This is a genomic window from Streptomyces sp. NPDC023527, from assembly GCF_055560115.1.
In genome coordinates this window covers 40,396-55,418 of the sequence record NZ_JBVHJJ010000021.1, presented here as the reverse complement: position 1 = coordinate 55,418, position 15,023 = coordinate 40,396, and the positions used below count along the sequence as shown (strand labels likewise).

Here is a 15,023-nt window from a genome sequence, read left to right as displayed (position 1 = left end):
CCAACGACATCGGGCAAGTCACCCTCCGCACCGCCGAACCCCTCGCCCTCGACCCCTACACCCACTCCCGCCGCACCGGCTCCTTCCTCCTCATCAACCCGGTTGACGGGACGACGCTGACCGCGGGCATGGCAGGGGATCCGCTGAGGTAGGACGTGCCCGGTGGATCTTTCCCCTACCCCGCCCTTTCACCGTTTCTTGTCCTCAAGCGCCGGACGGGCTGGAGTATGCGCCGGAAGCCCTGCCGGGCGGGCCGGAGTCCCGTCAGGGACGGGCTGAAGTCCCCGCCGTACGGGCCGGAGTCTTCAGCGGACGGGACTGGAGTTCCTGCCGGTGACGGGCCGGCGTCCCGGCGGTTGGGCCGTAGTTCCGCCAGGGACGGCTGTAGTCCCGCCGGGCACGGGCTACGAGTTCCCCCCCCCGGTCGGGCGTGGCTTCCGCCGAGGCCGGGCACAATCAAGCCTGTCCGGCGATTGAGGACCGGGGCCCGGGGCGGAGCCCCGGTTATGGGGAGGAGCGGGACGCGGCGGCGGCGCGCCCCCGCAGCAACGCCCGCTCGCGCTCATTCCGCGTCAGCGCGGCCGCCCGTTCGAACTCCGCGGCCGCCTCCGCCCGCCGCCCCAGCTTCGCCAGCAGGTCACCCCGCACGCTCGGCAGCAGGTGGTACCCCTTCAGGGCCGGCTCCGAGGCGAGGGCGTCGACGAGTTCCAGGCCGGCGGCGGGCCCGTACGCCATGGCGACCGCGACCGCGCGGTTGAGCTCCACGACCGGGGACGGCGTCCGCTCGGCGAGCGTGGCGTACAGCGCGGCGATCCGGGGCCAGTCGGTCCCGTCCGCCGTGCGGGCCCGTGCGTGGCAGGCGGCGATCGCGGCCTGGAGGGCGTACGGGCCGGCAGCGCCGCCGAGCTCCTCCGCGCGGGCCAGGGCGGCCAGGCCGCGCCGGATGAGCAGGTGGTCCCAGCGGCCGCGGTCCTGGTCGAGGAGGAGTACGGGCTCGCCGGAGGGGCCGGTGCGGGCGTTCGAGCGGGACGCCTGGATCTCCATCAGCGCGACCAGGCCGTGGACCTCCGGCTCGCCGGGCATCAGCCCGGCGAGCACCCGGCCGAGCCGCAGGGCCTCCTCGCACAGGGCCGGCCGCATCCAGTCGTCACCGGCGGTGGCCGCGTAGCCCTCGTTGAAGATCAGGTAGATGACCTCCAGCACCGACGAGAGCCGGCCGGCGAGCTCGTCGCCCCCGGGCACCTCGAAGGGCGTGCCCGCCCGGGCGAGGGTGCGTTTTGCTCGTACGATCCGCTGGGCGACGGTCGGCTCGCCGACCAGGAAGGCCCGGGCGATCTCATCGGTCCGCAGGCCGCCGAGCAGCCGCAGGGTGAGCGCCACCCGCGCCTCCGTGGACAGCATGGGGTGGCAGGCGGTGAACACCAGCCGCAACAGGTCGTCCTCGATGTCGCCGTCGAGGACCGCCTCGTCCTCGACCGTGCCCGGCGGTCCGTTCTCCAGCTCGTGGCCGAGCAGGGCGAGCTTGCGGGCGTAGGCCTCCCTGCGGCGGACGAGGTCGATGGCGCGGTGCCTGGCGGTGGCCATGAGCCAGGCGCCCGGCTTGTCCGGGACGCCCGACTCCGGCCACTGTTCGAGCGCCGCGACCAGGGCGTCCTGCGCGAGTTCCTCGGCGGTGCCGACGTCGCGGACGATCCTGGTCAGGCCGGCGATGAGCCGTGCCGACTCGATCCTCCAGGCCGCGTCGACCGCCCGGTGGGCGGGGCTGTCGGGGCTGTCGGAAGCCGTCACGGCACGAGCATAGGAACGGGACTAGCCCCGCGCCTTCTTCTGGAGCTCGTCGCGGAGGGCTTCCTCACGGGCCGCGGCCTCCGGAGGGAGGATGTCGGCCGGGAAGTCGGAGGGCTCGAAGATCTGGCGGATCTCGACCTCACCGTCCTCGAAGGGGATCCGGCGGGCCCACTCCAGGGCCTCGTCCCGGTCCTTCACCTGGATGATCCAGTAGCCGGCGATGAGCTCCTTGGTCTCCGCGAAGGGACCGTCGGTCACGACCGGCCGCCCGCCGGTGAAGGTGACCCGGGCGCCCTTGGCGGACGTCTGCAGGCCGTCGGCCGCGAGCAGGGCTCCGGCCTTGACCAGGGACTCGTTGTACTTGCCCATCTCGGCGACGAGCTCCTTGGTCGGCATCGCACCGGCCTCGGACTCCTCGGTCGCCTTGACGATCATCATGAAGCGCGACATCGCACGTCTCCTGTACTTCCGCATTCCGGCCGGGCGCCGGGCGGAGGTACCGCCCGGCCGATCCCAACCCTTCACCCATGCGTCGAACAGGAGACGCCGCGATCGACGTGTCGCGGGTTTTTCTTCCGGAACCGGGTTTCAGAACCCGGTTCCGGAACCCGTCCCCTAGAACTCGTCGTCGAAGGAGACCGAGCCCTCGACCGCCACCTGGTACGCGGACGCGCGGCGCTCGAAGAAGTTGGTCAGCTCCTGGACGTTCTGCAGCTCCATGAAGGAGAACGGGTTCTCCGAGCCGTAGACCGGCGCGAAGCCCAGGCGCTGGAGGCGCTGGTCGGCGACGCACTGGAGGTACTCGCGCATGGACTCGGTGTTCATGCCCGGCAGGCCCTCGCCGCACAGGTCGCGGCCGAACTGCAGCTCCGCCTCGACGGCCTCCTTCAGCATGTCGGTGACCTGCTGCTGGAGCTCGTCGTCGAAGAGGTCGGGCTCCTCCTGGCGGACGGTGTCCACGACCTCGAACGCGAAGTTCATGTGCATGGTCTCGTCGCGGAAGACCCAGTTGGTGCCGGTCGCCAGGCCGTGCAGCAGGCCGCGGGAGCGGAACCAGTACACGTAGGCGAAGGCGCCGTAGAAGAACAGGCCCTCGATGCAGGCGGCGAAGCAGATGAGGTTGAGCAGGAAGCGACGGCGGTCGGCCTTCGTCTCCAGGCGCTCCAGCTTCTCGACCTCATTGATCCACTTGAAGCAGAACTGGGCCTTCTCCCGGATGGACGGGATGTTCTCCACCGCGTCGAAGGCCGCGGCACGGTCCTCCGGGTCGGGAAGGTAGGTGTCCAGCAGCGTCAGATAGAACTGGACGTGCACGGCCTCCTCGAAGAGCTGCCGCGACAGGTACAGCCGCGCCTCGGGGGAGTTGATGTGCTTGTACAGCGTGAGGACGAGGTTGTTCGCCACGATCGAGTCGCCGGTCGCGAAGAACGCGACGAGGCGGCCGATCATGTGCTGCTCGCCCGGGGACAGCTTGGCGAGGTCGGCGACGTCGGAGTGGAGGTCGACCTCCTCGACGGTCCAGGTGTTCTTGATCGCGTCGCGGTAGCGGTCGTAGAAGTCCGGGTACCGCATGGGGCGCAGCGTCAGTTCGAACCCGGGGTCGAGCAGGTTCTTCTGTTCGGACGACATTACTGGCAGGCCTCGCAGGACTCGGGGTTCTCAAGGGAGCAGGCGACGGCGTCGGCGTCCGGGGTCGCGACCTGCTGTACGGGGATGGTGGCGGCGGCGCCGGCCGACCGAGCGATCCGGGTGGCCGGACGCGAGCGCAGGTAGTACGTCGTCTTGATGCCCTGCTTCCAGGCGTACGCGTACATCGAGCTGAGCTTGCCGATGGTGGGCGAGGCCATGAAGAGGTTCAGCGACTGGCTCTGGTCCAGGTACGGCGTACGGGCCGCGGCCATGTCGATCAGGAAGCGCTGCGGGATCTCCCAGGCGGTGCGGTAGAGGTCGCGCACCTCCTGCGGGATCCAGTTCATGTCCTGGATCGAGCCGTTGGCGTCCGTCATGGCGTCGCGGGTGGTGCGGTCCCACACGCCGAGCTTCTTGAGGTCCTCGACCAGGTAGGTGTTGACCTGGAGGAACTCACCGCTGAGCGTCTCGCGCTTGAAGAGGTTGGAGACCTGCGGCTCGATGCACTCGTACACGCCCGCGATGGACGCGATGGTGGCGGTCGGGGCGATCGCCAGCAGCAGCGAGTTGCGCATGCCGACGGCGGCGATCCGGGCGCGCAGCGCGTCCCAGCGGTCCGTCCAGCGCGGCTCGGCGTTCGGGTAGTGGTCCGGGTGCAGCACACCGCGGGCGGTGCGGGTCGCGGACCAGGCCGGGTGCGGGCCGTGCCGCTCGGCGAGGTCGGCGGACGCCTCGTACGCCGCGAGCATGATGCGCTCGGAGATGCGGGTGGACAGCTCCTTCGCCTCGGGGGAGTCGAAGGGCAGGCGCAGGCGGAAGAAGACGTCCTGCAGACCCATCAGGCCCAGGCCCACCGGGCGCCAGCGGCTGTTGGAGTTCCCGGCCTGCTCGGTCGGGTAGAAGTTGATGTCCACGACGCGGTCGAGGAAGGTGACGGCCGTACGGACCGTACGGTCGAGCTTCTCCCAGTCCATCTCGCCGTCGGTGCCCAGGTGCTGCGCGAGGTTGACCGAGCCGAGGTTGCAGACCGCGGTCTCGCCGTCGTCGGTGACCTCCAGGATCTCCGTGCAGAGATTCGAGGAGTGGACGACCTTGCCCTTCTCGGCCGTCTGGTTGGCGGTGCGGTTGGAGGCGTCCTTGAACGTCATCCAGCCGTTGCCGGTCTGCGCGAGGGTGCGCATCATGCGGGAGTACAGGACGCGCGCCGGGATGGTCTTGACGGCCTTGCCGTCGGCCTCGGCCTTGCGGTACGCGGCGTCGAACTCGTCGCCGTACAGGTCGACCAGCTCGGGCGTGTCGGCAGGGGAGAACAGCGACCAGTCGGCGTCGGCCTCGACGCGGCGCATGAACTCGTCCGGGATCCAGTGCGCGGTGTTGAGGTTGTGCGTGCGGCGGGCCTCCTCACCGGTGTTGTCGCGGAGCTCCAGGAACTCCTCGATGTCCGCGTGCCAGGTCTCCAGGTAGACGCAGGCCGCGCCCTTGCGCCGGCCGCCCTGGTTGACCGCGGCGACGGAGGCGTCGAGGGTGCGCAGGAACGGCACGATGCCGTTGGAGTGGCCGTTGGTGCCGCGGATCAGCGAGCCGCGCGAGCGGATGCGGGAGTACGACAGGCCGATGCCGCCGGCGTGCTTCGACAGCCGGGCCACCTGGTGGTAGCGGTCGTAGATCGAGTCCAGCTCGTCCAGCGGGGAGTCCAGCAGGTAGCACGAGGACATCTGCGGGTGGCGGGTGCCGGAGTTGAAGAGCGTGGGGGAGGACGGCAGGTAGGAGAGCGTGCTGGTGAGCGCGTAGAGCTCGGCGACGTCCTCCAGGGCCCGCACGGAGTGGTCCTCGGCCAGGCCGCAGGCCACGCGCAGCAGGAAGTGCTGCGGGGTCTCGACGACCTGCCGGGTGATGGGGTGGCGCAGCAGGTAGCGGCTGTGCAGGGTGCGCAGGCCGAAGTAGCCGAAGCGGTCGTCGGCGCCGTCGACCAGGGCCTTCTCGACGAGGGCGTCGAGGCGTGCGGCGTGGGTCCGTACGAAGGCGGCGGTCTCGTCGGCGATCAGGCCCTCGCGGTGGCCGGTCTCGACGGAGGCGGAGAAGGAGGTCGCGCCCTGCCCGGCCGCCTCGTCGGCGATCGCGCGGGTCAGCAGCCGGGCGGCGAGCCGGGAGTACTGGGGCTCCTCGGAGATCAGACCGGCGGCGGCCTCGGTGGCCAGGGACCGCAACTCGGCCTCGTCCGAACCCGGGTGGCGGCCCCGCAGCGCGGCGGCGGCGACCTTGCCGGGGTCGGTGGCGGGCAGATCGGCGGTGAGGTCGGTCAGGGTGCGCAGCAGCGCGGTCCCGGGGCCGCCGGTCGCTTCCGCGGACGCTGAGACCGGATCGGCGGGCGCGATGGTCACTGAGGCTCTCCCTCGCTCGGCAGTGGGCCGGGCGGGTGGCGCGCGACGGGCGCGTACGGGCATGCCTGACAGCACCAAGGCATGCGCTCGTAGCGTCCATCGGCCCAACCCGCGAGGCCCGGACGAATACAAAACGCCCGGTGCCGTGCGGTGGCTCGGCGGTGGGCGCGCTGTCGGCAGGTACTCGGACTCCTGCATGCGTAATAACGGCATACATGCACCGTTGCGGGACAGTTCCGGATTTCCACCGGATTCCCCTGCGACGACAGCGAGCACGAGCATACATCTAGTGCTGGGCGTCGCATGCACCACCACATCTTGTGTCGCGCGGTAATCGCGTGGGTCGGAATGTGCTAACAGGGCCCGGGACTTCGGGGTATGCGCCGGGTACGGCCGAGGGCCGTCGCGCCCCCTTCAAGGGGGTACGACGGCCCTCGTGTCCCGCCGGATCGACGTCCGGCCGGCAGCCTGTCCAGGGCCCTTCCAGTGGCCCGTCCGGAGCTCTTCTAGTGGCCGCTCGGGGCGCCCGCCGTGGCCGGCGGGAGCTCCACCTGGACACCGGGTTCGCCGGCGTCCGCCGTGTAGTCCGACGCCTTGGTCTGGTCCACACCGTCCGGCGCGCCGACCGCCTTGAGGACGAAAGTCAGGACGATGACGACGATCACATTGAGCGTGAACGCGGTCAGGCCGATGTAACCCTTTTCCCCGATGAGGGGGATCAGATTGGTATTTCCGAAATGATCCTGTGTGGCGCTCGGTGTGTCATATGCCCGCCACGTCCCGTAGGCCATCCCGACCGCCCAGCCGCCCAGCAGCGCCCACCGGTGGAACCAGCGGGTGAAGAGCCCGCCCACGAGCGCCGGGACGGTCTGGAGGATCCAGATGCCACCCAGCAGCTGGAAATTGATCGCGACCGTCTTGTCCATGGTCAGGACGAAGACCAGCGCGCCCACCTTCACGAGCAGCGAGGCCAGCTTGGAGACCTTGGCCTCGTGCGCGGGGGAGGCGTCCGGCCGGATGAAGTCCTTGTAGATGTTGCGGGTGAAGAGGTTCGCCGCGGCGATCGACATGATCGCCGCCGGTACGAGCGCCCCGATGCCGATCGCGGCGAAGGCCACGCCCGTGAACCAGTCCGGGAACATGTCCTCGAAGAGCTGCGGGATCGCCAGCTGTCCATTGCTGACCTTGACCCCCGCGGCGATGGCCATGAAGCCGAGCATCGCCAGCAGGCCGAGCATCAGGGAGTACAGGGGCAGGATCGTGGTGTTGCGGCGGATGACGTTGCGGCTCTTGCTGGAGAGGACCGCCGTCACCGAGTGCGGGTAGAGGAAGAGCGCCATCGCCGAGCCGAGGGCGAGCGTCGCGTACGCCCACTGCGCCTGCTCCCCGGTCACCAGCGAGCCGCGCGCCTTGCCCGTCTCCGGGTTCTTCACCGCGAAGGCGTCGCCGGCCTTGGCGAAGATGTCGTCGAAGCCGCCCAGCTTGATGGGGATGTAGATGATCGCCACGATGATCACGATGTAGATCAGCGCGTCCTTGACGAAGGCGATCAGGGCGGGCGCCCGCAGCCCGGAGGAATAGGTGTAGGCCGCGAGCACGCCGAAGGCGATGAGCAGCGGCAGGTCCTTCATGAACCAGTTCGACCCGCCGCCCACCCCGAGCACGTCCAGCACGGCCTGGATGCCGACGAGCTGGAGCGCGATGTAGGGCATCGTCGCGAGGATGCCGGTGAGCGCGAGCGCCAGCGACAGGCCCTTCGAGCCGAACCGGCCGCGGACGAAGTCGGAGGAGGTCACGTAGCCGTGCTTGTGCGACACCGACCACAGGCGGGGCAGGAAGGTGAAGACCAGCGGATAGCAGAGGATCGTGTACGGCACCGCGAAGAAGCCGGCCGCGCCGCCCGCGTAGATCGCCGCCGGGACCGCGACGAAGGTGTACGCGGTATAGAGGTCACCGCCGAGCAGGAACCACGTCACCCAGGTGCCGAACGAGCGGCCGCCCAGCCCCCACTCGTCGAGGCTGTCGGCGTTCTCGGCGCGCCGCCACTTCGAGGCGACGAAGCCCATGACGGTGACGACGAGGAAGAAGAAGATGAAGACGGCGAGTGCCACGCCGTTCACGCCGTCCTTCACGGGCGCTCACCGCCCTTGCGGGTCCGCTCGTTGCGGCGTACGAGCACGTAGGCGACGACGGTGAGCAGCGTCGAGACCAGCACCCACAGCATCTGGTACCAGTAGAAGAACGGGATGCCGATGAACGCCGGCGTGAGCCGGGAGTAGGAGTCGACCCACAACATCGCGCCGAAGGGTATGGCCAGGCATATACCGGCCACGATCATCGGCACGGAGACGGCTCTCCGGCCGCCCGCCGGTGCGGTGGGTGGTTCTGCTGGTGGGCCTGCCGGTGGTTCCGTCATGGTGGTGACTCCCCCTATGTGATCACTACGTGATGCGCAGGAAATCTAGGCGAGGGTCCTGCTGGGAGTCACCCCCTGTCCGCATATCGGTATGGCAACGCCGCGTTGAGGCGCGGGCGCGGCGCATGGCCGATCGGAGCACCCCCCGGACGCCCCGGCCCCTGCCCCTACTCCGAAGGCCGTCGCAGGCGGGCCACGAACTTGTAGCGGTCCCCTCGGTACACCGACCGCACCCACTCCACCGGCTCGCCCCGGGCGTCCAGGGAGTGGCGGGACAGCATCAGCATCGGCAGGCCCACGTCCGTGCCCAGCAGGCCGGCCTCCCGGGGGGTGGCCAGGGACGTCTCGATCGTCTCCTCGGCCTCCGCGAGGTGCACGTCGTAGACCTCGGCCAGGGCCGTGTAGAGGGAGGTGTACTTCACCAGGCTCCGCCGCAGCGCCGGAAACCGCTTCGCCGACAGATGCGTCGTCTCGATCGCCATCGGCTCACCGCTGGCCAGCCGCAGCCGCTCGATCCGCAGCACCCGGCCGCCCGTCGTGATGTCGAGCAGCGAGGACAGCCGGTCGTCGGCGGTGACGTAGCCGATGTCGAGGAGCTGTGAGGTCGGTTCGAGGCCCTGGGCCCGCATGTCCTCGGTGTAGGAGGTCAGTTGCAGCGCCTGCGAGACCTTCGGCTTCGCGACGAAAGTCCCCTTGCCCTGGATCCGCTCCAGCCGCCCCTCGACGACCAGCTCCTGAAGGGCCTGGCGAACGGTCGTACGAGAGGTGTCGAACTCCGCGGCGAGCGTACGCTCCGGTGGCACCGGAGTGCCGGGGGGCATGGTTTCGGTCATGTCCAGCAAGTGGCGTTTGAGCCGGTAGTACTTGGGAACGCGCGCGGTCCGCGCGCCGCTCGACGCGCTGCCGCTCTCCGGCGTACCACCCTCGGTCACCATCGCCTGCCTTCCCGACTCCGATCCTGCTGCTGTCACCGGCTCCTCCGTCTGTCGCGGTCACATCGTGGCACGGGCAGAGCCCGAGGGGCCCGGAGATGTCCGGGTCGACCTTGAGGTGTCGGTCCGGTAACGGAGCCGACAGCGACTCTTATACACCCTTGACACCCCAAAAGGTCTAGGCCAAGCTGCGGGCACTGGTCTAAACCATTAAAGACCACATTCGGTCCTTGAGGAGAGTGCTGTGAAGCGTGGGCTCATAGCGGCGACAGGTGTCGCGGCCATGTTGGTGAGTGTTGCTGCCTGCGGGTCCAGCGACAGTGACAAGGGATCGGGTGACGGGGGCGGGGCCAAGAGCCTGACCGTCTGGTTCATGGATGGCTCGAATCCGGCGGGCTGGACGAAGAATGTCCAGGCCGAGTTCGAACAGAAGACCGGCGCGAAGCTCAATGTCCAGATCCAGAAGTGGGACGGCATCCAGCAGAAGCTGACCACCGCCCTCTCGGAGTCCAACCCGCCGGACGTCATCGAGATCGGCAACACCCAGACCCCCTCCTACGCCCAGACCGGTGGTCTCTCCGACCTCGGCGAGCTGAAGAAGGAGATCGGCGGGGACTGGAGCGAGTCGCTCAACAAGCCCGCCGTCTTCGAGGGCAAGCAGTACGCGGCCCCCTGGTACGCCACCAACCGCGTCGTGATCTACAACAAGAAGGTCTGGGCCGACGCGGGCGTCAAGGACATTCCCAAGACCCGCGCCGACCTCTTCAAGGCGTTCGAGGCCATCGAGAAGAAGGGCGACGCCGAGCCGCTCTACCTCCCCGGCCAGAACTGGTACTTCTTCGACGGCCTGACCATCGGCACCGGCGCCGACCTGGTGAAGAAGGACGGCAAGAAGTACGTCTCCAACCTTGCCGACCCCAAGGTCGGCAAGGCCATGGAGATCTACAAGCAGTACCAGGCGTTCAGCAAGGCGCCCAAGGACAAGGACGAGGCCACCCCGCAGCAGGCCGACGTCTTCGCCAAGGGCAAGACCGGCGCCTTCATCGGCATGGGCTGGGAGGCCGCCACCGCCGTCAAGGCGAACCCGGCCATCGAGAAGGAGATCGGCTACTTCACCATCCCCGGTGAGACCGCCGACAAGCCCGAGGGCGTCTTCCTCGGCGGCTCCAACCTCGCCATCGCCGCCGGCAGCAAGAAGCAGGACCTCGCCAAGGAGTTCCTGAAGATCGCGCTGTCCGACAAGAACGAGGGAGCGCTGGCCAAGGAGGTCGGCTCGATCCCCAACAAGGACTCGCTCGTGGCGAACGTGAAGGGCAACGCGGCCGCCGAGGCCGCCGCCCCCGGCGCCAAGAACGGCGGCACCACCCCGCTGATCCCCGAGTGGGCCGCGGTGGAGAACGCCCCGAACCCGGTCAAGGCGTATATGACGGCCGTGCTGGGCGGCAAGTCCCCCGAGGAAGCCGCCAAGCAGGTCGAGGCCGACATGAACAAGCGCCTCAGCCAGAAGCAGTGACCTGATCGGTGGTGGGGCCGGCACCGGCCGGCCCCACCACCGCGTACCACGCAATACCGTTCCACAGGGGAGAAGGCGGACGACGATGTCAGCGCAGATCGAAGAGGTGGCGGCGGAGCCCGCCCCCCGGATCGGCGAAGGCGGCGCCCCGCCGCCCCGCCGGAGCAAGGGGATCACGGCAGGCGTCCCGTACCTCCTGATCCTCCCCGCCGCCGCGGTCACCGTGCTGCTGCTCGGCTGGACGCTGGTGAAGAACGGCCTGCTGTCGTTCCAGAACCTCAACCCGCGCCAGCTGATCCAACACGTCACCGAGTGGAGCGGCGTCGACAACTACAGCGAGCAGCTCGGCAGTTCCGAGTTCTGGGGCGTCACCGCCCGCTCGGTGGTCTTCACCGCCGCCAACGTCTTCCTCATCATGGCGCTGGGCTGCCTGATCGGGCTGCTGCTCGCGCGCCTGGGCACCAAGATGCGGCTGATGCTCTCGCTCGGCCTGGTGCTGGCCTGGGCGATGCCCGTCGTCGCCGCGACCACCGTCTTCCAGTGGCTCTTCGACCAGCGGTTCGGCGTCGTCAACTACGTGCTGGACCAGCTCGGCTGGCACTCGATGGCCGACTACAGCTGGACCAGCGGCCAGTTCTCCACCTTCTTCGTGATCACCGTGCTGATCGTCTGGCAGTCGGTCCCGTTCGTGGCGATCAACCTCTACGCGGCGACCACGACGATCCCCGACGAGCTGTACGAGGCGGCGTCGCTGGACGGCGCCGGCCCGTGGAAGCGGTTCACCTCGGTGACCTACCCCTTCCTCAAGCCGTTCTTCCTGGCCACGACGTTCCTCGAAGTCATCTGGATCTTCAAGGCGTTCACCCAGGTCTTCGCGATCAACGAGGGCGGCCCCGACCGGCTCACCGAGACCCTGCCCGTCTACGCCTTCCAGGAGGGCATGGGCAGCCAGCACTTCGGCATGGGCGCCGCGATCTCCATCCTCACCATCGTGATCCTGCTGGCCCTGACGGCGTACTACCTGCGGCTGGTGCTCAAGCAAGAGGAGGACGAACTGTGAAGCGCTCCCTGATGGGCCGCGTCTGGCCGGGGGCGACGGCGGTCGTCCTCTTCATCGGATTCGTCTTCCCCGTCTACTGGATGTTCTCCACGGCCTTCAAGGCCAACAAGGACGTCGTCAGCGAGACCCCCGTCTGGTTCCCGACCAGCCCGACCTTCGAGCACTTCGAGAAGGCCGTGGACGCGGACGGCTTCTGGACGCTGGTGGGCAACTCCTTCACCGTCACCCTGATCGCGGTCGGCCTGTCCCTGGTCATCGCGCTGCTGGCGTCCTTCGCCATCGCGCGGATGCGCTTCCGGGGCCGCAAGAGCTTCATCCTGGTGATGATGATGGCGCAGATGGCCCCCTGGGAGGTCATGGCCCTGGCGTACTACATCATCGTGCGCGACGCCGAGATGCTGAACAGCCTGGTGCCGCTCGCCGCCATCTACACCGTCATGGTGCTGCCCTTCACCGTCCTGACGCTGCGCGGCTACGTCGCCGCCGTGCCGAAGGAGTTGGAGGAGTCGGCGATGGTCGACGGCTGCACCCGCCCCCAGGCGTTCATCAAGGTGATCTTCCCGCTGCTGGCGCCGGGCCTGATGGCGACCTCGCTCTTCGGCTTCATCACCGTCTGGAACGAGTTCCCCTACGTCCTGATCCTCAACAAGCAGGCCGGACAGACCCTCCCGGTGTGGCTGACCGGCTTCCGCACCACCTTCGGCGACGACTGGGGCGCCACGATGGCCGCTTCCTCGCTCTTCGCCGTCCCCATCCTCATCCTTTTCGTCATCCTCCAGCGCAGGGCGGTCGGCGGCCTGACCTCCGGCGCGGTGAAGGGCTAGCACTTTCCTATGGACACACTCACCAGGAACGCCCTCACGGTCCTCCAGCCCGGCTTCACCGGCACCACCGCCCCGGACTGGCTGCTGCGCAGGCTCGGTGAAGGGCTCGCCTCCGTCGGCCTGTTCGGGCGGAACATCGCCTCGCCCGAGCAGCTCGCCGCGCTCACCGCGCGGCTGCGCGCCGAGCGGGACGACGTGCTCGTGGCGATCGACGAGGAGGGCGGCGACGTCACCCGCCTGGAGGTCCGTACCGGCTCCTCCTTCCCCGGCAACCTCGCGCTCGGCGCGGTCGACGACACCGAGCTGACCCGGGCCGTCGCCCGGGAGCTCGGCCGCCGCCTCGCCGCCTGCGGCGTCAACCTCAACTGGGCCCCCTCCGCGGACGTCAACTCCGACCCGGCCAACCCGGTCATCGGCGTACGGTCCTTCGGCGCCGACCCCCGCCTGGTCGCCCGCCACACCGCCGCCTACATCGAGGGCATGCAGGCCGCCGGCGTCGCCGCCTGCACCAAGCACTTCCCCGGCCACGGCGACACCGCGGTCGACTCCCACCACGACATGCCGCGCATCGACGCGGACCTCACCACCTTGTACGCGCGCGAGCTGGTGCCCTTCCGGGCCGCCGTCGCCGCCGGGACCAAGGCCGTCATGAGCGCGCACATCCTGCTGCCCGCGCTCGACGCCGACCTGCCGGCCACGCTCAGCCCCGCCGCGCTGCACGGCCTGCTGCGCGCCCCCGTCACCGAGGGCGGTCTCGGCTTCGACGGCCTGATCGTCACCGACGGCATGGAGATGCGGGCCATCGCCGCCACCTACGGCATCGAACGCGGCAGCGTCATGGCCGTCGCCGCGGGCGCCGACGCCATCTGCGTGGGCGGCGGCCTCGCCGACGAGGACACGGTGCTGCGCCTGCGGGACGCGCTCGTCGGGGCCGTACGCGCGGGAGAGCTTCCCGAGGAGCGGCTCGCCGACGCGGCGGCGCGGGTGCGCGTCCTGTCGGCCTGGACCTCGGGGGCGAGCGCGGATCAGGAGGGGACCGCGCTCGCTCCGGAGGTGGGGCTGGCGGCGGCGCGGCGGGCTCTGCGGGTGACGGCGGCGGGTGCGTACGAACCTCTGGCGCGTCCGGTGTACGTCGCCTCGTTCACCCCCGGCGCGAACATCGCGGTCGGCGACGAGACGCCGTGGGGGGTGGCCCATGAGCTCGGCCGGCTGCTGCCCGGCACACGGACCGGCACGTACGGCCCCGACGCGGCCGGCACGGAGGCGGTGCTCCGGGCCGCGGAGGGGCGGCGGATCGTCGCTGTCGTGCGGGATGTCCATCGGCACGACTGGATGGCGAAGGCGCTCGACGCGTTGCTGGCCGTTCGGCCGGAGACGGTCGTCGTAGAGATGGGGCTGAACCAGGCACCGCCGACGGGGGCGCTGCACATCGCCACGCATGGGGCGGCGCGGGTGTGTGGGCTGGCGGCGGCGGAGGTCATCGCCGGGGCCTGAAGTCTCCCGACTTCTTGTCCTCGATCGCCGGACGGGCTCCATGGAGCCCGTCCGGCGATCGAGGCCCGGGTGCTACAGGCCCTGCCAGGTCGGCTTGTTCGCGTACGTGTGGCGGAAGTAGTCCGCCAGCTTCAGCTTGGACGCCGCCGCCTCGTCCACGACGACTGTCGCGTGCGGGTGCAGCTGCAGCGCCGAGGCGGGGACCAGCGCGGAGACCGGGCCCTCGACCGTCTGGGCGACGGCTTCGGCCTTGCCCTCGCCGGTGGCCAGCAGCACCAGGTGGCGGGCCTCCAGGATCGTGCCGATGCCCTGGGTGATGACGTGGTGCGGCACCTGCTCGATGTCGCCGTCGAAGAAGCGCGCGTTGTCGACGCGGGTCTGCTCCGTCAGCGTCTTGATGCGGGTGCGGGAGGCGAGCGAGGAGCACGGCTCGTTGAAGCCGATGTGCCCGTCGGTGCCGATGCCCAGCAGCTGGAGGTCCACGCCGCCGGCCTCCGGCAGGGCCAGGTCGTACGCCTCGCAGGCGGCCTGGACGTCGGCGGCGGTGCCGTCGGGCCCCATGAAGGAGTCCTCGGTCAGGCCGAGCGGCTCCACGACCTCGCGCAGCACCACCGAGCGGTAGGACTCCGGGTGGTCGGCCGGCAGGCCGACGTATTCGTCGAGCTGGCAGACGCGGGCGCGCGAGGCGTCCACGGCGCCGGCGCGGACCTTGGCCGCCAGCGCCTCGTAGATGGGCAGCGGGGTCGAGCCGGTGGCCACGCCGAGCAGCGCGTCCGGCTTACGGCGGAGCAGGGCGGCCATGGCCTCCGCGATGAGCTCGCCGCCTGCCTTGGCGTCCTGGACGATGACAACTTCCACGCTGGGCCTGCCGATCTGGAGAGTGGAGAGAACTCGTGTGGTATAGACCAATCTAGCAGTCGTGGGCGCCCCGGGCACCGTGGGCTTCCGGCTGGCGGGCGGCCGGTCGGCCGTGGTCGACTGGGAGG

At 69.7% G+C, this 15,023-nt stretch carries 13 protein-coding genes and 1 riboswitch; of the genes, 5 read left to right on the top strand and 8 right to left on the bottom strand.

The window, feature by feature from the left end:
• Nucleotides 1-152 (top strand): elongation factor 1-alpha C-terminal domain-related protein (locus ACZ303_RS31235; RefSeq protein ID WP_467343858.1); only part of this gene is annotated, 152 nt, incomplete at its 5' end.
• Between the two features lie 352 nt (nucleotides 153-504).
• On the opposite strand, the gene ACZ303_RS31230 is transcribed toward ACZ303_RS31235, so the two are convergent.
• The 7 genes from ACZ303_RS31230 to ACZ303_RS31200 form a co-directional block, all read right to left on the bottom strand.
• Nucleotides 505-1,788 carry an RNA polymerase sigma factor gene (locus ACZ303_RS31230; protein WP_467343853.1) on the bottom strand — a complete coding sequence of 428 codons (1,284 nt, stop codon included), beginning with the start codon at nucleotides 1,786-1,788 and terminating at the stop codon, nucleotides 505-507.
• Nucleotides 1,789-1,809: 21 nt separating this feature from the next.
• Nucleotides 1,810-2,238 (bottom strand): YciI family protein, encoded by a 429-nt coding sequence (locus ACZ303_RS31225; protein WP_467343852.1) that lies wholly within the window; start codon nucleotides 2,236-2,238, stop codon nucleotides 1,810-1,812.
• Between the two features lie 165 nt (nucleotides 2,239-2,403).
• Complete coding sequence (locus tag ACZ303_RS31220) at nucleotides 2,404-3,417, bottom strand: ribonucleotide-diphosphate reductase subunit beta (RefSeq protein ID WP_467343851.1); 1,014 nt, start codon at nucleotides 3,415-3,417, stop codon at nucleotides 2,404-2,406.
• The gene (locus tag ACZ303_RS31215) at nucleotides 3,417-5,798 is read right to left on the bottom strand and encodes a ribonucleoside-diphosphate reductase subunit alpha (protein WP_467343850.1); all 2,382 of its coding nucleotides are present in this window, start codon (nucleotides 5,796-5,798) and stop codon (nucleotides 3,417-3,419) included. Before ACZ303_RS31215 ends, ACZ303_RS31220 begins: the two co-directional genes overlap by 1 nt.
• Nucleotides 5,799-5,968: 170 nt before the next feature.
• Nucleotides 5,969-6,067: riboswitch (adenosylcobalamin-variant (AdoCbl-variant) riboswitch) on the bottom strand.
• Between the two features lie 237 nt (nucleotides 6,068-6,304).
• The gene (gene mctP, locus ACZ303_RS31210) at nucleotides 6,305-7,930 is read right to left on the bottom strand and encodes a monocarboxylate uptake permease MctP (RefSeq protein WP_467343849.1); all 1,626 of its coding nucleotides are present in this window, start codon (nucleotides 7,928-7,930) and stop codon (nucleotides 6,305-6,307) included.
• Nucleotides 7,927-8,214 (bottom strand): DUF3311 domain-containing protein, encoded by a 288-nt coding sequence (locus tag ACZ303_RS31205; protein ID WP_467343848.1) that lies wholly within the window; start codon nucleotides 8,212-8,214, stop codon nucleotides 7,927-7,929. Before ACZ303_RS31205 ends, mctP begins: the two co-directional genes overlap by 4 nt.
• A 167-nt stretch (nucleotides 8,215-8,381) precedes the next feature.
• Nucleotides 8,382-9,149, bottom strand: a complete 768-nt coding sequence (locus tag ACZ303_RS31200; RefSeq protein WP_467343857.1) for a GntR family transcriptional regulator — start codon at nucleotides 9,147-9,149, stop codon at nucleotides 8,382-8,384.
• 241 nt (nucleotides 9,150-9,390) lie between these two features.
• On the opposite strand from ACZ303_RS31200, the gene ACZ303_RS31195 reads away from it, so the two are divergent.
• From ACZ303_RS31195 to ACZ303_RS31180, 4 genes are all read left to right on the top strand, one after another.
• Entirely contained in the window at nucleotides 9,391-10,659 is a 1,269-nt protein-coding gene (locus tag ACZ303_RS31195; RefSeq protein WP_467343847.1) for an extracellular solute-binding protein, read from the top strand.
• An 85-nt stretch (nucleotides 10,660-10,744) separates the two neighbouring features.
• Nucleotides 10,745-11,719, top strand: a complete 975-nt coding sequence (locus ACZ303_RS31190; RefSeq protein WP_467343846.1) for a carbohydrate ABC transporter permease — start codon at nucleotides 10,745-10,747, stop codon at nucleotides 11,717-11,719.
• A complete protein-coding gene (locus ACZ303_RS31185; RefSeq protein WP_467343845.1) occupies nucleotides 11,716-12,543 on the top strand; it encodes a carbohydrate ABC transporter permease in 828 nt (275 codons plus the stop codon). The genes ACZ303_RS31190 and ACZ303_RS31185 overlap by 4 nt, the downstream gene beginning before the upstream one ends.
• Nucleotides 12,544-12,552: 9 nt before the next feature.
• On the top strand, nucleotides 12,553-14,037 hold the full coding sequence (locus ACZ303_RS31180; RefSeq protein WP_467343844.1) for a glycoside hydrolase family 3 protein: 1,485 nt from the start codon (nucleotides 12,553-12,555) through the stop codon (nucleotides 14,035-14,037).
• Between the two features lie 72 nt (nucleotides 14,038-14,109).
• On the opposite strand, the gene nagB is transcribed toward ACZ303_RS31180, so the two are convergent.
• Entirely contained in the window at nucleotides 14,110-14,895 is a 786-nt protein-coding gene (nagB, locus tag ACZ303_RS31175) for a glucosamine-6-phosphate deaminase (protein ID WP_467343843.1), read from the bottom strand.
• Nucleotides 14,896-15,023: the final 128 nt, after the last annotated feature.